The 25465-nt window shown below is 60.2% G+C and carries 12 protein-coding genes; 4 read left to right on the top strand and 8 right to left on the bottom strand.

The window, feature by feature from the left end; all coding sequences use genetic code 11:
* Window positions 1–132: 132 nt before the first annotated feature.
* Complete coding sequence (locus DIC66_RS13450; RefSeq protein WP_117178051.1) at window positions 133–1179, top strand: AI-2E family transporter; 1047 nt, start codon at window positions 133–135, stop codon at window positions 1177–1179.
* A 150-nt stretch (window positions 1180–1329) separates the two neighbouring features.
* Entirely contained in the window at window positions 1330–2319 is a 990-nt protein-coding gene (gene corA, locus DIC66_RS13445; RefSeq protein WP_117178049.1) for a magnesium/cobalt transporter CorA, read from the top strand.
* 14 nt (window positions 2320–2333) lie between these two features.
* Here corA and DIC66_RS13440 read toward each other — a convergent pair whose 3' ends face one another.
* From DIC66_RS13440 to DIC66_RS13425, 4 genes are all read right to left on the bottom strand, one after another.
* Window positions 2334–3089 (bottom strand): 5'-methylthioadenosine/adenosylhomocysteine nucleosidase, encoded by a 756-nt coding sequence (locus DIC66_RS13440; protein ID WP_117178047.1) that lies wholly within the window; start codon window positions 3087–3089, stop codon window positions 2334–2336.
* Window positions 3086–4759 carry a long-chain-fatty-acid--CoA ligase gene (locus DIC66_RS13435; RefSeq protein WP_117178045.1) on the bottom strand — a complete coding sequence of 558 codons (1674 nt, stop codon included), beginning with the start codon at window positions 4757–4759 and terminating at the stop codon, window positions 3086–3088. Before DIC66_RS13435 ends, DIC66_RS13440 begins: the two co-directional genes overlap by 4 nt.
* 232 nt (window positions 4760–4991) lie before the next feature.
* Window positions 4992–6410, bottom strand: coding sequence for a Re/Si-specific NAD(P)(+) transhydrogenase subunit beta (pntB, locus tag DIC66_RS13430; RefSeq protein WP_117178043.1), 1419 nt, complete (start codon window positions 6408–6410; stop codon window positions 4992–4994).
* 12 nt (window positions 6411–6422) lie between these two features.
* Window positions 6423–8075 carry a Re/Si-specific NAD(P)(+) transhydrogenase subunit alpha gene (locus DIC66_RS13425; RefSeq protein WP_117178041.1) on the bottom strand — a complete coding sequence of 551 codons (1653 nt, stop codon included), beginning with the start codon at window positions 8073–8075 and terminating at the stop codon, window positions 6423–6425.
* 194 nt (window positions 8076–8269) lie between these two features.
* Between DIC66_RS13425 and mnmA the strand changes: the two genes are divergently transcribed.
* The gene (mnmA, locus tag DIC66_RS13420) at window positions 8270–9376 is read left to right on the top strand and encodes a tRNA 2-thiouridine(34) synthase MnmA (protein ID WP_117178039.1); all 1107 of its coding nucleotides are present in this window, start codon (window positions 8270–8272) and stop codon (window positions 9374–9376) included.
* Window positions 9377–9663: 287 nt separating this feature from the next.
* On the top strand, window positions 9664–10371 hold the full coding sequence (locus tag DIC66_RS13415) for a Crp/Fnr family transcriptional regulator (RefSeq protein ID WP_233505913.1): 708 nt from the start codon (window positions 9664–9666) through the stop codon (window positions 10369–10371).
* Between the two features lie 117 nt (window positions 10372–10488).
* On the opposite strand, the gene DIC66_RS13410 is transcribed toward DIC66_RS13415, so the two are convergent.
* From DIC66_RS13410 to DIC66_RS13395, 4 genes are read right to left on the bottom strand one after another with little or no spacing between them, the layout of a single operon-like run.
* Window positions 10489–20316: an FG-GAP-like repeat-containing protein gene (locus tag DIC66_RS13410; protein ID WP_117178035.1), complete on the bottom strand. Its 9828-nt coding sequence runs from the start codon at window positions 20314–20316 to the stop codon at window positions 10489–10491.
* Window positions 20280–21050: a VCBS repeat-containing protein gene (locus DIC66_RS13405; protein ID WP_117178033.1), complete on the bottom strand. Its 771-nt coding sequence runs from the start codon at window positions 21048–21050 to the stop codon at window positions 20280–20282. The genes DIC66_RS13410 and DIC66_RS13405 overlap by 37 nt, the downstream gene beginning before the upstream one ends.
* Complete coding sequence (locus DIC66_RS13400; protein ID WP_147321312.1) at window positions 21025–23178, bottom strand: hypothetical protein; 2154 nt, start codon at window positions 23176–23178, stop codon at window positions 21025–21027. The genes DIC66_RS13405 and DIC66_RS13400 overlap by 26 nt, the downstream gene beginning before the upstream one ends.
* A 58-nt stretch (window positions 23179–23236) precedes the next feature.
* Window positions 23237–25456: a hypothetical protein gene (locus DIC66_RS13395; RefSeq protein ID WP_147321311.1), complete on the bottom strand. Its 2220-nt coding sequence runs from the start codon at window positions 25454–25456 to the stop codon at window positions 23237–23239.
* Window positions 25457–25465: the final 9 nt, after the last annotated feature.

Raw genomic sequence — 25465 nt, 5'->3', positions numbered from 1 at the left:
GGATTCACTATGCGCCCGAAAATGGCACTTGGCAACGATATCTTCTGATGCGCCGCAACACACTGTGGGCTTTGCCGGACCGACATGCTGGCATGCACTTTCAATCACACCTGTCACCTCACACCACGCTTTATGGTTACTTCCAATAACAAGTCCCGCCCTGTTTCTGTGCCCTCTCCCTCTGGCGCTGGAGCCTGGGGCCCAGGCACGGCCAGCTATCTTCTGGCGGTGGCCTTGTGCACGGCCACGCTGATCTATGGCCTGCTGCCCGGCCTGCTGGCGGTTTGCGCGGGGCACCTGTTTGCATCCGCCCTGGTGGGCCTGCAGCGGCTGCGCGGCCCCCATCTGCGCCCGGCCTGGGCCTCGGCCTTTGTAATCACCATGCCCATCATTGCCCTGGTCTTTCTGTTTGCCAACGCCAAGGGGATGGCCTTTGGCGCAGTGGCCCAGTACCAGGCGCTGCTGCACCATCTGGCGGGCACCGTGCTGGAGATTCGGCAAAAACTGCCGCCGGACCTGGCCAGCCATCTGCCAGACGAGTTGCTGTCAGCCCAGAGCTGGCTGGTGGAGTACCTGCAATCGCAGGCCCATGCGCTCACCGGCTTTGGCACGGCCGGGCTGCGCGGCAGCCTGCTGGTGTATGTGGGTCTGGTCGTGGGTGCGCTCATCGTGGGCACGCCCACGCCGCTGGCCAATGGACCCTTGCGCCAGGCCCTGCGCCAACGCGGCGCCGACTTCATGGCGGCCTTCCGGCAAATCGTCGTGGCCCAGTTCTGGATTGCAGTCTTCAACGCCAGTTGCACCGCAGCGTTTTTGTGGATTGCCCTGCCCCTGTTTGGCGTGAGCATTCCCTACTCCGCCACCCTGGTCGGCCTGACCTTTGTGGCCGGGCTGATACCGATTGTGGGCAACCTGCTGTGCAACAGCGTGCTGACGATTGCCGGTGTTTCGGTGTCGCCCACCGTAGGGCTGTCCTGCCTGCTGTTTCTGGTGGCGATTCACAAATTCGAGTACGTCATCAATGCCAAGGTGGTGGGCAAACGCACCAACACCGCAGCGTGGGAATTGCTCACCGTGATGTTCATCGGCGAGGCCATTTTCGGGGTGGCCGGTCTGGTCGCTGCACCCCTGTACTACGCCTATGTGAAACGCGAGTTGCACGACTCTGGCCTGATTTAATGGTGCGATAATTTACGCAGATCAACAATCGGAGAACGCTCCTTGGAAAACTACCCCAGTCGGTAGCTTTCAACTCCCATTCATGCAGCGGGGTTGAAAGCAAGCCCATCCACCGCCTTGCATTGATACCAACCCCCCCGGGAGTGAGCCATGCTCAATATCTTTACGCTCGCCAACGGACGGCTCTTTCAGGAAGAGATCGAGTCGCTGGAAGAGCTCTCCAAATTCAATCCCATCTGGGTCGATCTGGAGTCGCCCACGCTGGAAGAAAAGCGCTGGGTCAAGCAGTACTACGGCCTGTCCATCCCCGAAGACGTGATGGACGAAGACATCGAAGAGTCGGCGCGCTTTTATGCCGAGGACAATGGTGAAATCCATATCCGCAGTGACTTTCTGGTGGCCGATGACGATGAGCCCCACACGGTGCGCGCCGCCTTTATCCTGAACCTGGTCAACGACGACCTGCGCAGCAAGGGCATCCTGTTTTCCATCCACGATGAAGACGTGCCGGTGTTCCGCCTGCTGCGCATGCGCGCACGCCGCGCCCCCGGCCTGATCGAGGACGCCAAGGAAGTTCTGCTCAAGCTGTTTGATGCCGATGCCGAATATTCGGCCGACACACTGGAAGGCATTTACGACGAACTGGAAAAGGTCAGCAAAAAGGTCTTGTCGGGCAACGTGACCGATGCCATTGCCGGCGAAGCCCTGGGCGCCATTGCCCGCCACGAGGACATGAGCGGGCGCATTCGCCGCAACGTGATGGACACGCGGCGCGCCCTGAGCTTTCTGATGCGCAGCAAGATGCTCAACGCCGAGCAGTTTGACGATGCACGCCAGATTCTGCGCGACATCGATTCGCTGGACAGCCACACCGCTTTCCTGTTCGACAAGATCAACTTCCTGATGGACGCCACGGTGGGCTTTATCAACATCAACCAGAACAAGATCATCAAGATCTTCTCGGTGGCCAGCGTGGCCCTGCTGCCGCCCACTCTGGTGGCCAGCGTCTACGGCATGAACCTGAAGTTCCCGGAGCTGGAGTTTCTGGGTGGCTGGGGCTACCCCTATACCGTGAGCGTGATGGTGGCCAGCGCCATCGTGCCCATGTGGTACTTCTACAAACGCGGCTGGTTGCGCTGAAGCCGGGCTGCGGCCTACAGCGTGCGCACCAGCGCGGCCATGATGCGCTGCGCAAAGACGCGTGCCACGTCGCGCACAAACACGGGAAAGTCCACATGCGCCGTGTCGTCGGCACGGTCAGAAATGGTACGCACCGCCGCAAAAGGCAGGCCGTAGTCCAGGCACACCTGCGCCACGGCAGCGCCCTCCATCTCCACAGCCATCGGCGCGTGGCCGTGGCTGCGCAGGGCCTGCACGATGCGGCGTGTTTCTTCGGCGCCATTCACAAATCGGTCACCACTGGCAATCAGACCCTGGTGCACCACCGGCACGCGGCCTGCGTGCTGCAGCCCGTGCAGCCCCGCATCGCAGGCGGCCAAAAGCGCCTGCACCAGGCTGCCATCGGCCACCAGCACGGTCTGCCCTGTCAGCGGTATCTGGTAGCGCGGAAACAGGGGTGAGGCATCCAGGTCGTGCTGCACATAGCCGGTGCCCACCACCACATCGCCCACCTGCACATCCGCACCCACACCGCCGGCCACGCCGGTGAACACAATCTGCCCAACGCCAAAGCGCTCGATCAGCGCCACAGCCGTAGTGGCTGCGGCCACCTTGCCAATGCGCGAGAGCGCCAGCACCACGGGGAGGCCATCGAGCTGTCCTTGCCAGAATTCGCGCCCGGCATGCAGGGTGCGCTCTGCCCCCTGCAGTTGCTCCAGCAAACCGGCCTGCTCTTCGGCCAGTGCGCTCAGAATGGCCAGCGGGCCAGAGGCGTGGACCTGCAGGCTCATTTGTCGCGCAGCTCGCGGCGCAACACCTTGCCTACCGGCGTCTTGGGCAATTCGTCACGGAACTCCACTACACGGGGCTGCTTGTAGCCGGTGAGATTTTCCTTGCACCAGGCGCGCACATCGGCCTCGGTCAGGGCCGGGTCCTTGCGCACGACCACCAGCTTGACGGCCTCACCACTCTTGGCGTCGGCAATGCCCACGCAGGCGCACTCCATGACGCCGGGCATCTGGCCCACCACGTCTTCCAGTTCGTTGGGGTACACGTTGAAGCCGCTGACCAGAATCATGTCCTTCTTGCGGTCCACGATTTTGAAGAAGCCGCGTGCATCCACCACGCCGATATCGCCGGTCTTGAAGTAACCATCAGGCGTCATGACCTTGGCGGTTTCATCCGGGCGCTGCCAGTAACCGGCCATGACCTGCGGCCCCTTGATGGCGATCTCGCCGGGCTGGCCGGGAGCGGCCTCATGGCCTTCATCGTCGAGCAGTTTGAACCAGGTATTGGGCAGAGGCACGCCAATGCTGCCGGTGTATTCCAGCGAGGTGACCGGGTTGCAACTGGCCGAAGGAGAAGTTTCGCTCAAGCCATAGCCCTCGCAAATCGGGCAGCCGGTTTTCTCCAGCCAGAGTTTGGCCACCGCGCTTTGCACGGCCGTACCCCCGCCCACAGACACCTTGAGCTGACTCCAGTCCACGGTATCGAAGTCCGGGTGGGTAGCCAGGGCGTTGAACAGGGTGTTGACCGCCGGGAGCGTGTGGACGGTGTGCTTGGACAGTTCCTTGAGCACCGCCGGGATGTCACGCGGGTTGGGGATGAGTACGAGCTTGCCACCGGTGCGCAGGGTCAGCATCATGCCGATGGTGAAGGCGAAGATATGGTAGAGCGGCAAGGCACAGACGCTGGTGGGCTGCACCCCCGCTGGCACCCGGTCCATGGCCGGTGCGTTCCAGGCCTCGGACTGCAGCACGTTGGCCAGCACGTTGCGGTGCAGGAGCACCGCACCCTTGGAAACGCCGGTGGTGCCGCCGGTGTATTGCAGCACCGCCACATCATCGGCCTTGAGCAGCGGGCGGGTGAAGTCGGCCTTGCTGCCGCGCGCAATGGCCTGGTTGAAGCGTACCGCCGTGGGCAAGTCGAAGGGCGGCACCAGCTTCTTGAGCGAGCGCACCACGTAGTTCACCACGGCGCCCTTGACTACGCCCAGTTGGTCGCCCATGGCGCAGAGCACCACATGCTTCACCGGCGTGGCAGCCAGGCACTTCTCCAGCGTGCTGGCAAAGTTCTCGATGATGACAATCGCTTTTGCGCCGCTGTCCTTGAGCTGGTGCTCCAGCTCGCGCGGCGTGTACAGAGGGTTCACATTCACCAGAACCAGCCCGGCCCGCAGGATGGCCGCCACGGCCACCGGGTACTGCGGCACGTTCGGCATCATGACGGCCACGCGGTCGCCCCGGGCCAGACCGAGGCCTTGCAGATAGGCGGCAAAGCTCTGGCTCAGGCTGTCGGTCTGCGCATAACTGATGTCCTGTCCCATGAAGCTGTAGGCAACCCTGCTGGAATAGGTGCGGAAGCTCTCTTCCATCAAGTCCACCAACGAGCCGTACTGGCCGACATCAATGTCGGCCGGCACGCCTGCGGGGTAGCTCGTGAGCCAGATGCGTTCTGCCATTTCTTTTCTCCATCCTAGTGTCAGGACTCTGACGATGTGTCGCACTGGGGGTGGGTGGGGGGGGGAAACCGTACCGCTAAGCGCTGCCTCTTGGCGCCCTCTAAGCAGCAGAACTATTCTGCGCCCAATTGACCGTTTCTCGGCCGTGTGTTTTCCCTAACCAGAACACATCAAAGCCCCGTGCAGGGCTGCTACGGGGCTTTGGTGAGTGGGTCGAATGCCGTGCCGCGCGTCAGGTCCTGAGCACGGTCAGCACTTCGTCCAACATCTTCTTGGCGTCACCAAAAAGCATGCGGTTGTTGTCCTTGTAGAACAGCGGATTGTCCACGCCGGCGTAGCCCGAAGCCATGCTGCGTTTCATCACGATGGAGGTCTTGGCCTTCCAGACTTCGAGCACCGGCATGCCGGCAATCGGGCTGGTCGGGTCGTCCTGAGCGGCCGGGTTCACGATGTCGTTGGCGCCGATGACGATGGCCACATCGGTGGCGGGGAAGTCGTCGTTCAACTCGTCCATTTCAAACACGATGTCGTAGGGCACCTTGGCCTCGGCCAGCAGCACGTTCATGTGGCCCGGCATGCGTCCGGCCACCGGGTGGATGCCGAAGCGCACGTTCACGCCCTTTTCGCGCAGCACCTTGGTGATCTCGAACACCGTGTGCTGGGCCTGCGCCACCGCCATGCCGTAGCCCGGCACGATGATCACGCTCTTGGATTCACGCAGCAGCTCGGCCGCTTCCGTCGCGTTCACCGCCACCACTTCGCCGGCCGGCTGCGTCGCGCCACCCGCGGGCTTGGGCGCCGCGCTGGTGGTGCCGAAGCCGCCGGCAATTACGCTGATGAAGCTGCGGTTCATGGCATTGCACATGATGTAGGACAGGATGGCGCCACTGGAGCCCACCAGCGCACCAATCACGATCAACAAGTCATTGGACAGCATGAAGCCGGTGGCCGCTGCAGCCCAGCCGGAGTAGCTGTTGAGCATGGACACCACCACCGGCATGTCGGCGCCGCCAATGGCCAACACCATGTGCATGCCGAACAGCAGGGCGATCACGGTCATCACGGTCACCGGGGTCATGGCTTCTGCAATGCTGTGCGAATTCAGAAACACGCCACCGAAATAAATCACCACCAGCAGGCCTGCCAGGTTCATGAAGTGGCGTCCGGGCAGCAGCATCGGGTTGCCGCCAATGCGGCCCGAGAGCTTGCCAAAAGCGATGATGGAGCCGGAGAAGGTGATGGCACCAATCAGGATGCCGATGTAGATCTCCATCTCATGGATCGACTTGGCTGCACCCGTGAATTCCTTGGAGGCTTCGGGGTCGATGAAGGTGGCAAAGCCGACCAGCATCGCGGCCAGGCCGACCATGCTGTGCATCAGCGCCACCAGTTCGGGCATCTGCGTCATTTGCACGGTGCGCGCCGCATACAGACCGATGGCGCCACCGACCACCATGGCGCCGATGATCCAGGGAATGCCGCTGGCACCCACCTGCGGGCCGAACACTGTGGCCAGCACAGCGATGGTCATGCCGATCATGCCAAACAGGTTGCCACGGCGTGAGGATTCCTGGTTGGACAGGCCGCCCAGGCTGAGGATGAAAAGAATCGTCGCTCCGATATAGGAGACGGTTGCCAAACTTGCAGACATCAGTCGTCTCCCTTATTTACGGAACATGGCCAGCATGCGCTGGGTTACGGCAAAGCCGCCGAACATATTGATGGAGGTGAGCACAATGCCCCCCGTTGCCAGCCAGCGGATCCAGTCGTCCGGCCGCCCGGCTGCTCCCACCACCAGCGGCGGTGCAATCTGTACCAGGGCGCCAATGGCGATGATGCTGCTGATGGCGTTGGTCACGCTCATCAGCGGCGTGTGCAGCGCGGGCTTCACATTCCAGACCACCATGTAACCCACAAAGCAGGCCAGCACAAACACCGTGAAGTGCGCGAGGAACGCCTGCGGCGCATTCGCACCGACAAACCAGAACAGGGCCGCCGACACTCCAAACATCACCGCCAGCTTGTTGCCAGCCATGGGCTCACTCGGTGCGCCGTGGCCATGCGCCTTCTTGGCCGCGGGTGCCGCCGCCGGCTTGGCCACTGCGGGGGCCGCAGCCACCTTGGGCGCCGGTGCCGGCCAGGTAATCGTGCCGTCCTTGGTGACCGTGAGGCCGCGAATGGCATCGTCTTCCATGTTGACGTTGATGACGCCGTCCTTGGTCTTGCACAGCTCTTCCGTCAGGCGAAACAGGTTGGTGGAGTACAGCGTGGACGACTGGCGCGACAGGCGCGACACCAGATCGGTGTAGCCCACAATGGTCACGCCGTGCGTCACCACCGCCTGGCCGGGTACGGTCAGCTCGCAGTTGCCGCCTTGCTCGGCGGCCATGTCCACAATCACGCTGCCCGGCTTCATGCTTCGCACCATGTCAGCGGTGATGAGCTTGGGCGCAGGCTTGCCGGGGATCAGCGCGGTGGTGATGATGATGTCCACCTCCTTGGCCTGCTTGGCGTACATGGCGCGCTGGGCCTGCTGGAAGCCCTCGCTCATGACCTTGGCGTAGCCGCCGCCGCCGGAGCCCTCTTCCTCGAAATCCACCTTGACGAATTCACCACCCAGCGACACCACCTGGTCGGCCACTTCGGCGCGGGTGTCATTGGCACGCACGATGGCGCCCAGGCTGGCGGCGGTGCCAATGGCGGCGAGACCCGCCACACCGGCACCGGCAATGAACACCTTGGCCGGTGCCACCTTGCCCGCGGCCGTGATCTGGCCGTTGAAGAACCGTCCGAACGCGTTGGCTGCTTCGATCACGGCGCGATAACCGGCCACACCGGCTTGCGAGGTCAGGGCGTCCATTTTCTGCGCGCGGCTCAGCGTGCGCGGCAGCGCGTCGATGGCCAGCACGGTGGCCTTCTTGGCGGTGAGCTGCTGCATCAGATCGGGGTTTTGCGCTGGCCAGACAAAGCCCACCAGCGTCTGCCCTTCGGGCATGGCAGCCACTTCCGCCGGTGTGGGCGGGCGCACCTTGAACACGATGTCTGACGTGGCCCAGAGCTGGGCTGCGTCCGCCACCACGCTGGCACCAGCCGCGCGGTAGGCGTCGTCGCTCAGGTCAGCCGCATCGCCGGCACCGGTTTCCACGGCAACGGAAAAGCCCAGCTTGATCAGCTTCTCGACCACGTCGGGCACGGTCGCCACACGCTTTTCACCGGGGAAAATTTCGCGCGGCACACCAATGCGCTGCGCTGTTTGAGTGGTGGCGGGGGCAGCGGTGTTACCCGATGATGCCCCGGTTGCTACGCCTGTTTGCATGAAGCGACTCCTCGACAATATTATTGGAAACAGCCTGTGCGGCAATTGCGGCTCGGCCAGCACGGCAGATCAACTGCGAAAGCGAGCTTAACTGATAATTCACCGGCTCCCGGAGCGCCTTCCCTGACTTGGCTCAATGGCTTGTGAATCCCCGTCTCCATGGCCTGCCGTCATTGCGCACCTAAAATCGGTCCATGGCCAAACAACGTATCGTCGTCGGACTCAGCGGTGGAGTCGACTCCGCAGTCACCGCGCACCTGCTCAAACAGCAAGGCCACGAGGTCATCGGCATCTTCATGAAGAACTGGGAAGACGATGACGACAGCGAATACTGCTCCTCCAACATTGACTTTGTAGACGCCGCTGCTGTGGCGGATGTGATCGGCATCGAGATCGAGCACGTCAACTTTGCCGCCGACTACAAGGACCGGGTGTTTGCCGAGTTCCTGCGTGAATACCAGGCCGGACGCACGCCCAACCCCGACATCCTGTGCAACGCCGAGATCAAGTTCAAGGCCTTTCTGGACCATGCCATGCGCCTGGGCGCCGACAAAATCGCCACCGGTCACTACGCACGCGTGCGCCAGAACCCGGCCACCGGTCTGCATGAATTGCTTAAGGGCCTGGACCCGTCCAAGGACCAGAGCTACTTTCTGCACCGGCTGAACCAGGCCCAGTTGTCCAAGACTCTGTTCCCGGTGGGCGAGTTGCACAAGACCGAGGTGCGCCGCATCGCCGCCGAGATGCAGTTACCCAACGCCAAGAAGAAAGACTCCACCGGCATCTGCTTCATTGGCGAACGCCCTTTCCGCGATTTTCTGAACCGCTACATCTCCAAGGAACCCGGGCCCATCAAGAACCCCAAGGGCCACACCATCGGCGAGCACGTGGGGCTGTCCTTCTACACCCTGGGCCAGCGCCAGGGCTTGGGCATTGGCGGGCTCAAGGCCAAAGGTGCGCAGCGTGGCGGCGGCGAGCACGAACCCTGGTTTGTCGCGCGCAAGGACTTGGAGCACAACACTCTGTGGGTGGTGCAGGGGCATGAGCACCCCTGGCTGCAGTCCACCCACCTCAAGGCGCAGGACGCAAGCTGGGCCGCAGGCCAAGCCCCGACCGAAGAAACACTCTCTGCCAAAACCCGCTATCGGCAAAGCGATGCGCCTTGCCAGTTTCAGGATTTGGGAGCGGGCGGCTTTACTCTGGACTTCCCGCAAGCGCAATGGGCTGTCACGCCGGGCCAGTCCGCCGTGTTGTATAACGGTGAAGTGTGTCTGGGCGGCGGCGTCATCGCCAGCCTCTGACCCGCTCGTGGCATAGCCCACCCATGAAACTTGCCGGCGCCGGGCGCATCGGCAAGAAAGTGGTATTCATCAGTGCACAAAAAATGTACACTGACGAACACAATATAAAGACCACCCCTCACGAAAGAAACCGCTACCTGGCGGTCCGGCATCTATTTTGTGGCTGCCGAAATGCAAGGCATTTTGGACAACCGGGAGCTTTTATGTATACAAGAGCCACTATGTACGGAAATTTCAAATACCAACAACTTAAAAACGTTGGAATTTCTCAGGAGAAAGCACTGCAAATGGCGGCCTTCGTCAAGGTCTCGTCGTTTGAAGAGGGCCAGGTCATCTGGTCCAAAGGTTCCAAAATCGACGCCTGGCGCTTCATCATCACCGGCTTGGTTGCCGCCTCCACCGAGTCCCCCACAGGCATGCTCATGCCCATCAGCATTTATGGCGAAGGCTCCTGGTTTGGCGAGCAGTCCATCATCAACCGCAAGGCCAGCTATGCGGACTTCGTCTGCCTGGCCCCCACCGATGTCATGAGCATTTCGGGTGACATTGTTCTGGAACTGATGGAAACACAGCCCACCTTCGCGCTCTACCTGACGCGCCTCATGGCCTGGCGCGTGCAAAAGACCTCGGAAATGCTGATGTTGATGAAGTTCGGCAACCCCTGCCTGCGTGTGGTGATGGGCCTGTCGTTGTTTGCCGAGGCCTTGTTCTACCACTCCGACCGCCCACCCACCATCGGCTTTGGCCTGGGCGTGGAAATTCCGGTCAAGCAAAAAACACTGGCCGACCTGTGCGGTGTGTCGCGCACCATTTTTTCAGAGTTCGTGCAAAAGCTGGCCGCTGCAGGCTGGCTGACCATCTCCTACGGCAAGCTGGAAATACTGCAGTTGCCGCACTGGCACAAGTTCTCCAACAAGCAGCGCGAGCGCAAGTTCAACGACCTGAACCCGACCATCGAAGAACTGCTCAAGGAGCTCAAGAGCGACCCGGCCTGAGTCGCCCGCTGATCACACATTGCCACACATAAAAACCCCCGCCAGACCCTATAAAGGTCTATCGGGGGTTTTTTGTAGCCACGGCACCTCAGATGCCGCGGCTACTTTCACCGGTCATCACAGCACGGACTGCCTGTTGATACTCTGGTCAATCAGCAGCTGTGCAAAGTTGCCCTGGTTGTAGACCTCGTAGGTGTGGCCGTTCATGACGGCGGTCGTGCCGGTATCCACAAAGCCGCCACTGGTCACCACACGGTCAGCACTGGTGCCATCAATGATCAACTGGTGGCGTGACTCGGTGGTACCAAAGCTATAGGTGCCACTGGTCCAGCCCAATGAACCCTTGCTGCTGGCGTTGACCAGATTCATGCCGCTCATGTCCAGCACATCCTTCAGGGCCAGCGTCAAGGTATTGGCTGCCGCGTCGGTGGCCATATCGATTTTCTCGATGCTGCTGATGCGTGAGAAGCCCTCGGAAGTTCCCGCACCCACATTGCTCACGCGAGTGAGGTCCAGGCTGGCACCGCCACTGAGCTGAATGGTGTCCAGACCCGTTCCGCCATCCACACGCGCCAGTTGCCCGATGTTTCCACCGGCACCTAGATTGCTCTGCAGGGCTGTGATGTTGCTGGCGTTGAGCACAAAGGTGTCATTGCCCGCACCGCCGTACATCACGTCTGCGCCACCATTGCCAATCAGCGTGTCGTTGCCTGCGCCGGCGGCGAAGGTCTCTGATGCGCCGGTGCCGGTGAGGGTGTTGGCATTGGCGTCGCCCAGGAAGTCCACAGTGGTGGCATATTTGGAGCCGCCGAAGATGACGTAACTGCCGCCTTTTTGGCCATTGGCACCATATGCACCCACAATCAGGTCGTCGAAGCCATCACCATTGACATCCCCCGCACTGGCAATGCTGCTGCTACTATGGTCACCGGTTGATATTCCCTTGATGACAAAGCCCCCGGTGCCTGCCTCAACAGCAGCCAGGTTGACCTCCGTAGAGTCCGCCTTACCGTAAACCACATAGGAATTTCCCGCAGAACCATTGACACCATCAGCACCTATTAGCAAATCCGCCAAACCGTCTCCGTTGATGTCACCCGCAGCACTGACTGTAGTGCCGCTATAACCCTGCGTTATAGAACCTGCGATCTTGAAACCTTGACCGTTGGCAGCCAATGTGCCGAGGTTGCGTGATGTATTGTTGGGTCCTCCAAACACCACATAACTCGCCCCGGCATTTGCACCGGCTGCCGTTGTAATGAAGGCAGCACCTACAACCAAGTCGGCATAGCCGTCACCGTTGACATCCCCAACACCGCTGCAAGCATTTGCGCTTCCATCATTGATTGCTGTTCCGGAAATGGAGAATCCACCTACGCCATTGGCCACATCGCTCAGGTTCACCGCTTGGTCCCCCGATTTGCCGTACACCACATAGGTAAGGCTCACATGATCAGGGCCTTGTCCACGGCTAATAACTATGTCAGCAATGCCGTCCCCGTTCACATCTCCTGCTGCCGCTCCACTGACGCCACCGATAAAACCTGAACTTTCTTGTATGGCAAAGCCCCCATTGCCACTGGCCACGGTACTGATGTCTACCGTAGTATTGGCAGCCTTGCCAAACATCACAAAGGCGCCGCCAAAGTGTCCAGAGAGCCCAGGTGTACTCACCAACAGGTCGCTCAACCCGTCCCCATTGACATCGCCCAAGGCTGTAGTGACATACGCTTGGTAATTCCTCACGTTATTCGTGATCGCAAAGCCACCCTTGCCTGAAATAACGTCGCTGAGATTGACGGTAGCTGTGTTTGCTTTGCCATACACAACATAGGTCCTTCCGGCACCTTCGGCATAGCTAGGGCTGCTAATCAGGATATCGGCCAGTCCATCTCCGTTCATGTCGCCCGCGCTGAAGGCGGCGCGACCGTCAGTGCCCGAAATTTCATCCTGAATGCCGAATCCTCCCGTACCCGTGGAAACTGCCTCAAGATTGATGGGCGCGTTACTCGCTGTTCCAAACACAAGGTACGTTCTGGTCAAACTGACGTTACTTGCGAAGGTCGCGCTTACGATCAGATCATCCAAGCCATCCCCATTCACATCTCCCACACTTTGGATGCCAGCGTTCGACCGAACAGGGGCTATCAGGGGATTGATGGCAAAGCCGCCTGCTCCATTGACAATGGAAGACAGGTTTACCGCAGCCGTTGGCGTAATCGGCACCGGTGTTACCGTACCCGGCAGAGAAGTACCCACACCCTGCTCAACCAGCAACTGCGCCGCGCTGCTGCCGCTGTTGAAGACTGTCAGATTGTGGCCGTTGTAATTCACCACGGTGCCAGTATTGGTCCAGCCTGCGGTGTCGATGCTCAGTGCATCGGCACTGCTGCCAAACACGGCAAGCTGGTGCCGGGCTACCGTAGCACCCAATGCAGTTCCGCTCACCAGGCTGGTGTTGCCGCTGTTGAACACGTTCATGCCCGACATGTCCACAATGTCCTTGGTCTGCAGGTTCAGGACGTTGGTGGCGGTGTCGGTCTTGAGGTCTATGGCTTCCACGCTGTTGATGCGCGAGTAGCCATCCGGCAAGGCACCGCCTGCGTTGCTCACCTGCGTGAGGTCCAGACTGACGCCGTTGCTGAGCTGGATCGTGTCTATGCCGGTGCCGCCATCGATGCGCGCCAGTTGCCCCGCATTGCCGCCTGAGCCCATGGGGCTTTGCAGGGCAATGACGTTGCTGGCGCCGATGACAAAGGTGTCATTGCCTGCGCCGCCATACATGACGTCTGCGCCGCCATTGCCGGTGATAGTGTCATTGCCTGCGCCGCCAACAAAAGTCTCTGCTGCGCTGGTGCCGGTGAGCGTGTTGGCGTTGGCATCTCCCAGGCGGTCCACGGTGGTGGCGTACTGGGTGCCGCCGAAGATGACGTAGCTGCTACCTGCCGAGTTCGGGTCATTGCTGGAAGCGCCCACGATCAGGTCGGACAGGCCGTCACCGTTGACGTCGCTCGCGCTGCTGGCATCCAGCCCGGACCTGTCGTTGGCTGCGCCTATGACCGCAAAGCCGCCGGTACCGGCTGCCACCGCGCTCAGATTGATGGCGGCGTTATCGGTCTTACCGTAGACCACATAGGTTCTGCCGGCACCTCCATCTGCATGGGGCGCACCAATGACCATGTCAGCCAGGCCATCGCCGTTCATGTCACCGGCACTGCGCACCCAGTTGCCGCTGTTGTCGTTGGGCATTTCGCCCTTGATTACAAAGCCACCCACGCCGTTGGCGACCGACGACAGGTTGATGGCACCCGTGCCAGCCTTGCCGTAGACCAGATAGGAGGCACCCGCGTTTCCATTGACGCCAGGACCACCCATCAGAATATCGGCCAGGCCGTCGCCGTTGACGTCCCCGGCAATGCTGACCGAGAAGCCACTGATATCGCCCGCTGATGCGCCCGTGATCACAAAGCCGCCTACGCCATTGGCCACGGAGCTCATGTCGATGGCCGTCGTATTGCTCTTGCCGAACACCACATAGCTGGCACCCGCACTGCCTGCTGCCACCTGGGAGGTCACAATGACATCGGCCAGACCGTCGCCATTGACATCACCCGCGCCGCTGACGGCCCAGCCGCCATAGTTGCCGAATACAGATTCCTTGATGACAAAGCCACCGGCTCCTGCTGCCACGGCACTCAGGTCGATTGGGGAACTATCGGTCTTGCCAAAGACCACGTAGGCCTTGCCAGGAATGTTGGACAGGTTTTGGCCGGTGCTGGCGCCCACGATCAGGTCGGCCAAACCGTCGCCATTCACATCGCCTGCGTTGTTGATGGAGAAGCCGCTGCTCTCATTGGCCATGGCGCCATTCATGACAAAGCCTCCCACACCCTGCGCCACGGAGTTCAGGTTGACGGTGTTGGTATCGGCCTTGCCGTACACCACATAGGCCTTACCAGCTCCGTTATTGGCGTTGCTGGACGAGACAAGCAAGTCGGCCCGGCCGTCGCCGTTGACATCGCCCGCGCCGCTGACGATGAAACCGGTTGCGTCCCCTGCCGCCAGGGCGGGTATGGCAAAACCGCCAGTGCCAGCAAGCACCGCACTGAGGTTGACAGCATTGGTGTCCGCCTTTCCAAACACCAGATAGTCCGTGCCGTTCAGCGTGCCTTCCTTGTAGGCGCTGACCAGAAGGTCGCCCAGTCCGTCGCCGTTGACGTCTCCCGCATTGCTGACGGAGTAGCCGCTGCGGTCGCCTGCCGCCGCCCCATTGATGACAAAACCACCTGTGCCGTTGGCGATGTTGGTCACATTGACGGGCGGGTTGATCGGCTGCGGGGGCGTGACCGTAGTGGGCAATGCAGAGACCACACCCTGCTCAACCAGCAGCTGTGCTGCGCTGCTGCTGTTGTTGTAGACCACCAGGCTGTGGCCGTTGTAGCTCACCACGGTGCCGGTGTTGGTCCAGCCCGCCGCGTCTATGACCAAAGCATCCGACGCATTGCCGAATACGGCAAGCTGGTGCTTGGCCACCGTAGCCCCCATTGCCGAGCCACTCACCAGGCTGGTGTTGCCGCTGTTGAACACGTTCATGCCCGACATGTCCACGATGTCCTTGAGCTGCAGGCTCAGGATATTGGCTGCGCCATCGGACTTGAGATCAACAATCTCGACGCTGTTGATGCGCGACAGATTGTCTGGCGTGGCGCCTCCCACATTGCTGACCTGCGTGAGGTCCAGGCTGGCGCCACCGCTGAGTTGGATGGTGTCAATGCCCGTGCCGCCGTCAACCCGCGCCAGTTGCACGGTGTTGCCACCAGAGCCCATCGGGCTTTGCAGGGCTGCAATATTGCTGGCGTTGAGCACAAAGGTGTCGTTGCCCGCGCCGCCGTACATGACATCGGCACCACCACCGCCCACCAGGGTGTCGTTGCCGGCCCCTGCAGCAAAGGTCTCTGCTGCGCTGGTGCCATTGAGCGTGTTGGCATTGGCATCGCCCAGCAGGTCCACGGTGGTGGCGTACTGGGTGCCACCAAAGATGATGTAGCTGGTGCCTGCCGCATTGGCATCGGAACCGGGCGCGCCGACGATCAGGTCAGACAGGCCATCGCCATTCACATCGCCCGCAGTGCCAGTCATAAGGCCAGTCTTGCCGTTTGGCATACCGTTGACGACAAAGCCCCCCGTACCCGCGGCGACCGCGCCCAGGCTGACGGCCGCATTGCCGGTCTTGCCGTACACCACATAGGTCTTGCCAGCCTTGCCGTTGGCATAGGGAGCACCGATGACCATATCGGCCAAACCGTCGCCGTTCATGTCACCGGCGTTGCTGACCCAGCCGCCACTCTTGTCATCAGGGTTCTCGCCATTGACCACAAAACCACCATTGCCGGCGGCCACTGCAGCAAGATCAATGGCAGCTGTGCCAGCCTTGCCGTACACCACATAGGTCGCACCTGTTTTGCCATTTGCGCCGGGTGCGCCCACCAGCAGGTCACCCAGGCCGTCGCCATTGATGTCGCCGGCGTTGCTGACCCCGAAGCCGCTTTGATCCCCCTGGGATATCCCCTTGATAACAAAGCCGCCCGCGCCAGCGGCCACAGACGCCAGGTCAACCGATGCCGTGTTGGTTTTGCCGAATACCACGTATGAAGCACCCGTTTCGGTTTGCTGAGAATAGGCGGCAATCAGCAGGTCGGTGAGGCCGTCACCATTCACGTCACCCGCGTTGCTGCCCACCCAACCACTGAAGTCTGAGTTGGAGATGCCGTTGATGGCAAAGCCGCCGTTTCCAGCAGCTACCGAACTCAGTTCGACGGCGCTGTTGCCGGACTTGCCAAACACCACATAGCTGATGCCGGCGGCGTCCTTTGCTTTGGGAGCGGTGACGAGCAAGTCGGCCAGACCGTCCCCATTGACATCACCGGCACTCTTGATGGATTCGCCCGTATAGTCGGGACTGTTCACTCCATTGAGCACAAAGCCTCCGATGCCTTGTGCCACGGTGTTCAGATTGACCGCGCTGGTATCGGACTTGCCATACACCACATAGGCTTTGCCAGTGCCATTGTTGGCGTTGTAGGCGGAGACCAGCAGGTCGGCCCGGCCATCACCGTTGACATCCCCTGCTGCTGCAACAACCCAGCCAGTGCCATCCCCCGCCGTAGCCGCAGGAATGGCAAAACCACCCGTGCCAGCAGCTACTGCGCTCAGATTCACGGCGTTGGTGTCGGTCTTGCCAAACACCAGATAGTCTTGACCCAGCACGGTGGTCTCGTTGTAGGCGCCCACCAGCAGGTCATCCAGTCCATCGCCGTTGACGTCCCCGACGTTGCTGACAGAGAAGCCGCTGTGGTCGCCTGTGGACGTGCCATTGATGACAAAGCCGCCCACGCCGTTGGCAATGCTGGTCACATTGATGGGCGGGTTGATGGGCTGCGGCACCACATTCGTCAGGGACGAGTTGACACCCTGCTCGACCAGCAGTTGCGACGCGCTGTTGCTGTTGTTGTAAACCGCCAGGGTGTGGCCGTTGTAGCTGACCACGGTGCCGGTGTTGGTCCAGCCCGAGGCGTCTATGGAAAGTGTGTCCGACGTGTTGCCGAACACGGCAAGCTGGTGCCGGGATACCGTGCTAGCCAAAGCCGCACCACTCACCAAGCTGGTATTGCCGCTGTTAAACACGTTCATGCCCGACATGTCGACAATGTCCTTGAGCTGCAGGGTCAGCGTGTTGGCAGCGCTGTCGGACTTGAGGTCAATGACTTCCACGCTGTTGATACGCGACAGATCATCGGGCGTAGCACCTCCCGCATTGCTGACCTTGGTGAGATCCAGGCTGGCGCCGCCGCTGAGCTGGATGGTGTCAATGCCCGTGCCGCCATCCACGCGCGCTAGCTGCCCAGTGTTGCCTCCAGAGCCCAGGTTGCTTTGCAGCGCCGCGATATTGCTGGCGTTGAGCACAAAGGTGTCGTTGCCCGCACCGCCGTACATGACATCGGCGCCACCATTGCCAAGCAGGGTGTCGTTGCCGGCCCCTGCAGCAAAGGTATCTGCTGCGCTGGTGCCGACCAGCGCATTGGCATTGGCATCGCCCAGCAGGTCCACGGTGGTGGCGTATTGGGTGCCACCGAAGATGACGTAGCTGGCCCCTGTGGAAGTGCCCAGAGGTGCACCCACGATCAGGTCGGACAGGCCATCGCCATTCACATCTCCCGCGCTGCTGACAGAGTGGCCCAATTGGCCTTCTGCCACAGTCCCCTGGATGGCGAAGCCGCCTGTACCAGCCACCACGCTGCTGAGGTTGACGGCCGAGGCGTCGGCTTTGCCGTACACCACATAGCTGCTGCCGGTACGACCGTTGGCATACAAGGCACTTACGATGATGTCGGACAGACCGTCGCCATTCATGTCGCCTGCGCTGCTTACGGAGAAACCAACGCCGTCACTGGCTGAAACGCCGTTGATGACAAAGCCCCCTGTGCCTCCGGCGCCTGCGGTCAGCGTAGCCAGATTGACAGCCGAGCCACTCGCCTTGCCGAACACCACATAAGCCGAGGTATTGAGCCCGCTGCTGAACGAAGGCGAGGCCACCAGCACATCGGCCAGGCCGTCACCATTTACGTCACCCGCACTGCTCACGGAATAACCGCTGTCCGCGAAAGTCCCGGTCCCGGCGATGACAAAGCCACCCGTTCCAGCGGCGACGGCACTGAGGTTGATCGCGGAAGTGCTGCTCTTGCCGAACACCACGTAGCTGGCTCCGGTACTGTTGTTGTCGTTGGGCGAACCAATAACCAGGTCATCCAAGCCGTCGCCGTTCACATCGCCCGCGCTATTGGCAGCATAGCCAGAGGTGAAATCACCCGCGCCGCCATTGATGGCAAAGCCGCCAGTTCCAGCCGCAATGGCACTCAAATTGACGGCGGTGTTGCTGGCTTTGCCAAACACCACATAGGTGCTGCCGGTCCCATTGATGGAACTGCCACCGTTATTGGCGTTGGGTGCGGCAACCACCACATCCGTGAATCCGTCGCCATTGACGTCGCCACCGCTGCTGAGTTTAAAGCCCGAGCGGTCCAGGGTGGATATGCCATTGATGACAAATCCGCCTACGCCATTGGCCACCGCATTCAGGTCGACCGCGTTGGTCGTCGCCTTGCCGTACACCACATAGCTTCGACCGGCCTCGGCATTGGCATTGGTAAAGGGCGTCGAAACCAACAGGTCGGACAGGCCATCGCCGTTCAGGTCGCCAGCGCCACTGATGGCCCAGCCAGAGCCATCGCCAGCAGACAGGGCGGGAATGAGAAAGCCGCCGCTGCCGACAGCCACCGCACTCAGGTTGATGGGGCTGTTGTCAGTCTTGCCAAACACCACATAGCTCTTGCCCACTGCAGTGGCATCGACAGATGACGAAACAATCATGTCGGACAGGCCGTCGCCATTCACATCACCTGCATTGGCGACTCTGTAGCCACTGCCGTCGCCTGCGGCTTCACCGTTGATGACAAAGCCACCAGTGCCGTTGGCAATGCTGGTCACATTGATGGGCGGGTTGACAGGTTTGACAAGGGCCGCATTCACCACCGCCTGCAGCTCGGTCAGCGTGTCTACCGCGCTGTCGGGCGTGGTGTTGCGTATGAAGGCCTGAATGGTTCCCAGGTTGTCGGCTGTGACACCGGTGATGCGCATGGCGTCCAGGTCTGCCTTGGTCACTTCCAGGGCCTGTGCGGCGGAGCCACCGGCTGCATCCATGACATGGATGGCCGCATTGGCCAGGAACTGCACTTCCTTCTCGGTGTCTACGTTGGGCGAACCGATGCCAAAGACCGCTGTGTCGAGCAGGGTCAGGGCTGTTCCCGGATCCAGGTAATTGCCGCTCAGGCCGGTCACGCCAATGGCAGCGTACTGCGCGGCACTGACGGCGGGTACAGGTGAGCCAGCACCTGTATCAGCCAGTTTGAGTATGTCCTTGTAGGCATTCACAATGCCCTGTACTTCGGCTGTGGTATCAGCCTGCGCGCCGGTGACCAGGTCGCTGTCGAGTGCGCTGTTGATGGAGGGCAGCAAGGTGGCATCCACGCCGGTCACGCCGGCCGCGCTGTAGACGCCGGTACCCAGAGGCTTGGTGCTGGCGTTGTTGGCGGTGGCTGCGTCACGGATGATGGCCAGTGCGTTGGCTGCGTTTTCAGCGGCCGTGGCCACGTTCTGGATTTCCAACAGGGTGTCGATGGCGTCGTCGGGCGTGGTCCTGCCGATGGCGGCAATGACGGCCTGCAGGTTGTCGGCAGTCACGCCTGTCACACCCAGGGCCTTGAGGTCATCCAGCGTCAGGGCGGCAATGTCGGCGGGCGTGCCACCAGCGGCCGCGATAAGGTGGTTGGCCGCATTGGCCAGGGCCTGCAGCTCAGGCACGGTGTCTACGTCCACAGGTGCCTTGCCGTCCACCACGTTGTCCAGCAGGAACAGGGCCGTACCGGTGGCTGGCGTGCTGGTGCCACCACTCACTCCGGTCACACCGACGGTGGTGTATTGCGCAGCGGTCAGTGGTGGGGTGGTGTTGCCTGTTCTGGTATCGGCACTGGCCAGGATGGCGGTATAGGCATCCACAATGCCTTGTACTTTGGCGGTGGTGTCGGCCAAAGCGCCAGTCACTGCATCGCTGTCGAGTGCGCTGTCGATGGAAGGCAGCAGACCCACGCCAACGCCAGAGACTCCGGCTGCGGCAAAGACGTCAGGTGTCGTGATGGTTGTCTTGGCATTATTGACCTGGGCTGCGTCACGGATGGTGGCCAATGCGGCGGCTACTGTGGTGGCCCCTTGCCGGTCCACCGTCTGGTCTATCAGCAACTGCACCGCAGTGCCCTGGTTGTAGACCTCGTAGGTATGGCCGTTCATGATGGCCGTCAGGCCCGTGTCCACAAAGCCGGCACCCAGGACCACATGGTCTGCGCTGGTGCCTTGCCATAAATGACATAGGCAGCGCCTGCGGGCCTGGCAGCATTGGTGCTTGTCGCGGTGCCCACAATCAAATCGGACAGGCCATCGCCGTTAAGGTCACCCGCACTGCTGACGGATACACCCAAAGTAACGCCGGCAGAAACCGGGCCAGTGATCTTGAAGCCCCCTGTGCCGTTGGTAATGTCATCAATGCTGATGGCCGTGTTGTCGGTTTTTCCAAACACCACATAGGTACTGCCACCCGTGGTGCCGTCACTGGAACCAATGATCAGGTCCTGCAGGCCGTCACCATTTACGTCCCCGGCATTGGAGGCCGAAAGCACATTCAGCTTGGTGTTCGACGAGCCGTTGATGACAAAGCCACCGGTCACGCCGGCGGCAGTGTAGTCGTCCAATGACGGAGTGTTGGCGTCCGCTTTGTCGGTGCCCGCCAAGTTGCTGATCTTGGCCAAGGCGTTGGCAGCTGCTGTTTGTGCAGTCGTGGCGACCGTCTGGATCTCGTCCACCGTGTCCACCGCTGTGTCAGGTGTGGTCTTGCCGATGGCGGCAATGACTGCGGGCAGATTGTCAACGGTCACGCCCTTCACACCCAGGAGCTTGAGGTCATCGATCGTGAGCGCTGCAATCTCGCTGGGCGTGCCACCAGCCGCTGCGATGAGGCGGGCCGCTGCATTGGCCAGTGCCTGCAGCTCAGGTAGCCGCGGTTGAAACAACACCCTGCAGCTTCATCAGGGTGTCTACCTTTGTGCTGAGATTCACTTGGCCAATCGCGGTAGCCACACTGCGGATGGTGCCGGGACCTACACCCGTGATACCCAGCGCAAGCAAGTCGTCCAAACTCACCAAGCCGGGACCACCGTTGGTTGCGGTGATTACATTGATTGCAGCATTGGCAAGTGCCTGTACTTCAACTACTGCGTCCACGTCGGTACGTGCCTTGCCATCCAACACATCGTCCAGCAGGTTCAGTGCAGTGCCGGGCGCAGCGATACCAGAAATACCGGTGACACCGATGGCGGTGTATTGCATTCCGTTCAACGCAGGTGAGGTATTGCCGACGCGATTGTCGGCGCTGGCCAGAATGGCGTTGTAGGCATCCACAATGGCCTGAACCTTGCCCGTGGTGTTGGCAGAGGTTCCGGTCACTGTTTTGCTGTCCAAAGCGAGGTCGATAGAGGACAGATTGGTGTTGGTATCCACGCCAGTGACGCCAGCGGCACTAAAAACGCTGGCCGCCAAGCCCGTGAGGACCGCATTATTGGATTCCGCAGCATTGATGATCTGTTGCAGCGCGTTGGCCGCGCTGTTGGCAGCATTGGTAACAACCGTCTGCAACTCGCCCAGGCTGTCGATGTTGCTGTCGGGTGTTACCTTGCCAATGGCGGCAATCAAGGCGGGCAGATTGTCCGCGTTTACACCGGAAACGCCCAATGCCTTCAAGTCATCGAGTGTCAATGCTGCAATCTGGGCTGACGTACCACCTGCAGCTGCCATGACATGGTTGGCAGCATCGGCCATGGATTGCAATTCGGCGATAGTGTCCACACCGGTAGGGGGCTTGGCATCCACTGCACTGTCCAGCAGCGCCAGGGGCGTTCCAGACACCGGCGATCCGCTGACTCCGACCACACCAATGGCGTTGTACTGGTCGCCAGTCAGAGGCGTAGTGGTGTTGTTGCCACTGCCGTCTGCACTGGCCAGAATGGCCTTGTAGGCGTTGACGATTTTCTGAATTTCCGGTGTAGTGTCAGCCGCTGCACCCGTGACGGCCTGGCTGTTCAGCGCATCATTGATGGCGGCCAGATTGTCGCCGGTGACACCTGTTACACCGGCGGTTTTATAAACCAATGCCGATGTCCTGGTAGCGTCAGCGTTATTCATATCGGCCGCACCGCTGATCGTTGCCAGGGCTGCAGCCACTTGGTCGTCCGAGATGACGGGGGTTACGGTGGTGGGGTCCACATCCGTGACTTTGTTGATGGGGCCTAAGGGGTCTATGCTGATGGCCGCTTTTGCCTGGTCGCTTTTGACGGCACCGTCTGCAAAAATCAGTTTGTCGTAGTTCACTGGCGAGCCGGCAGAGACGATCACCGACTCGGTGTTGCCATTGATGAGCCGAGTGAACTGTATTCTGGTGCCGCTTGACAGCAGCGTCTTGGTGTAATCAGCCCAGTTGCCGCGGAAGTAAACCAGGTCCACGCTGAAACCCAGCACAGACGCGTCTACCGTCTGACCGTCGGCCACATAGACCGTATCAATGCCGCTACCACCATTGACCACAAATTTGATGCCGGGCCGGGTCGTCGCAAAGGTCTCACCCACCATGTTGATCGAGGCGGTATTGGTGGAATAGGCTTGAATGGTTGCGTTCAGCTGCGCAGTAGGAGAAGCTGCTCCTTGAGGGGCCAGGGATGTCTCCGTCAAACTGGGCACCGGCATAGCAGTCGCGTTTTTGACAGCGAGCGTGAGCGTGTTCGAATTGACGGTGCCATTCGCGAACACCAGATTGTCAAAATTTGACGGTGTTCCGCCAGCGATTTTGACCGATTCGTTCTGGCCCGCAACTGTCCGGGACAGCATCAGGGTTTGCGAAGCTGTGTCATATGCGGTGGCGTAATCTGCCAGATTGCCAGTCATATAAATTTTGTCGATTCCACCACCCGTTGTGGTCAGGTCATAGGTCAGGCCGGGCCTGACGAAAATACTATCGACTTTGCCTGAGCCAGTGTACTGAATGGACTCGCCAGCAGTGGTAATGTTGCCGAAGCGAAGATCAAAGTCCAGGAAATCCTGATTGTCCGAAGCGGGGGTAACGACGTAATATTTTGAAGTTGTTGTAGCCATGATGACTCCTTAGATATAGTTGGTTTTGGAGAGAAGAGATACTTGGGCGAGGCCTTGCTTAACCCATAACTACCGGCGCTGTTAGCGGATGCCAGACATTGGCCCAGCCTATGTTGTTAGCATCGAAGGTATAGATGGAAGAATAGATCGTGTTGGCTGTATTGTTTTCGAGGCCCAGCAAAACCATGGCCTGGTTACCCTGTTGTTTAGGGGTATTCACTTCCCCAAAAACAAGGGCGTTTTGACCAGTCAGGCCGCCGGTTTGGTTGCTCCCGTCGGTCATCTGGGTGTTCTTGCCTTCAAATAGCTGGGTGGCAAAGTTGTTAACTTGGCTATCCAAGTAGACAACGTCATCGGCACCAAAATTAGTGAAACCGACAAAGGTGTCATGGGCGGCCATACCGTCGGACCCATCGCCACTGGGACCGCCCGGCGTCGTGGCATAGTTCTTCATCACCAAGGCGAAAGCACCACCAGACAACGTACCAAGCTGCGCCACACTGCCTGTGTTGTTGCCTATGGCCTGGACATCGAGCCAGCTCTTGCTGGCCACCAGCAGACCGGTGTTGTCGTTCATGATTTGCGAGGCAGCCGCTTCCGTGATCGCCTTACCCGTGGTGTGTGTACCTGGCGTTACGGTGCTGAAGTTTATGGGCACAAAGGGCACGGCGGCCTGCGTTCCGTCGGCGTTGCGAAAGACTGTATCGTCAATGGAAATCTGGTAATTGGATGACAGGTCCAGATCCCACTGCGGGTTGATGATGATCTTGGTGTTGGTTCCTGTGCCGCTGATATTCAACAGACCGCTCTTGACTGCACTGGCTACATCAATGTCTTGGTTATTGGTGTTGGTGTCGCTTTGGTAACCGGTACCGCCATTGGAGCCGCCCTTGTCGGTAATGTGAATAAAGCCCGTGCCCAAGGTCACGGTCTGGTTGGCAGTGAGGACCAGATCCGAGCTGACATCCAAGTTGCTAACACCCCCCAGTGCGGTGGAAATGATCGGATGTGAGGCAACAGCTCCATTCACGACGATCTGGAGGGCCGCCTGTGTATCAACCCCTGTGCCGTTGTCAGCCGTATTGGCAATGGCATTCTGTACCGAGAGCAGATTGGCGTCAGTGACACCAACGATACCCAGCGCTTTCAATTCTTCGAGGCTGGGTGCGGCACCGCCGGCTGCCCCACTGATAACGTGGGCGGCTGCGTTGGCCATGAGCTGCAATTCTGGAACGGTATCTACCAGGGTCGGTGCGCTGACATCCACCACGCTGTCGAGCAGATGCAAGGCATTGCCGGGTTGTGAATTCCCACTCACCCCAGTCACTCCCACAGCCGTGTATTGCGCACCGGTCAGCGGTGTGGCCGTGCTGCCTACACTGCCGTCGGCGCTGGACAGAATGGCGTTGTAGGCATTCACAATGCCCTGCACCTGAGCGGCGGTGCCGGCGTTGGCGCCAGTGATTGCCTTGCTATCGAGCGCGCTGTTGACTGCGCCCAAGTTTTCTGCTGAAACACCACTCACACCGGCAGCCAAATAAGTGGCTGCATCGGTTATGGTGCTCTTCGCTGAATCATTATCTGCAGCGGAGCTGATGGCCGCAAGCGCGCGCGTAGCTGCATCGCCCGCAATTTTTGCATCGGCACCCAAGGGCACGTTGCCGCTGTTTGAATTGGTTTTTGAAGATGCCAAGGCAGCTAATGCCATAGCACCCAAGGCCAAGCCAATGGCCTGGTTAGAGGGCGGCAAATAAGTTACTTCCTCCGTGCCACTCAGACCAAGAATTGCGCTACTCAAACCTTTCTGGTCTTGCGCCATGGACATGAGTACATCATGCTCTCCATGGGCATATACCAACAGGCCATCGTCGGCCACAACGCCGTTGCCGACATTGGCACCACTGAGCGAAAAGCTCTGTCCACCGTCACCGGCAACATCCACGCTGCACTCGCTGCCGTTGGTGCATACAGAGTAGAAGTTTTCAAAACTGACTGCGCTGCCATCAGCATAGCGAAGGTGCAGATCATCACCATGGCGCACAGCGACAACATTGTCCGGCGTTTGCAAATTGTTATCGCCACGGCGACGCAGCTTGTAGTGCTGGCCTGCTTGCGTGTTGACTGTGGTGAGTTGCTGGGGGGTCAGCACTACAACGCCACTCTGCGATGGGCTTGCGACCACAATGGCGTTCAGGTTCTGCATGGCCTGTTGATAGCTCTGTGCGGGCGCCGGAATGTCGTCGGGCTGCACGGAAATTGGAATATTTGTTGTAGCCATGTTTTTTTC

Source organism: Rhodoferax lacus (genome assembly GCF_003415675.1).
Lineage (GTDB): Bacteria > Pseudomonadota > Gammaproteobacteria > Burkholderiales > Burkholderiaceae_C > Allorhodoferax > Allorhodoferax lacus.
The sequence above is the reverse complement of the archived record's forward strand: the minus strand, read 5'-3'. Positions and strand labels throughout refer to the sequence as shown.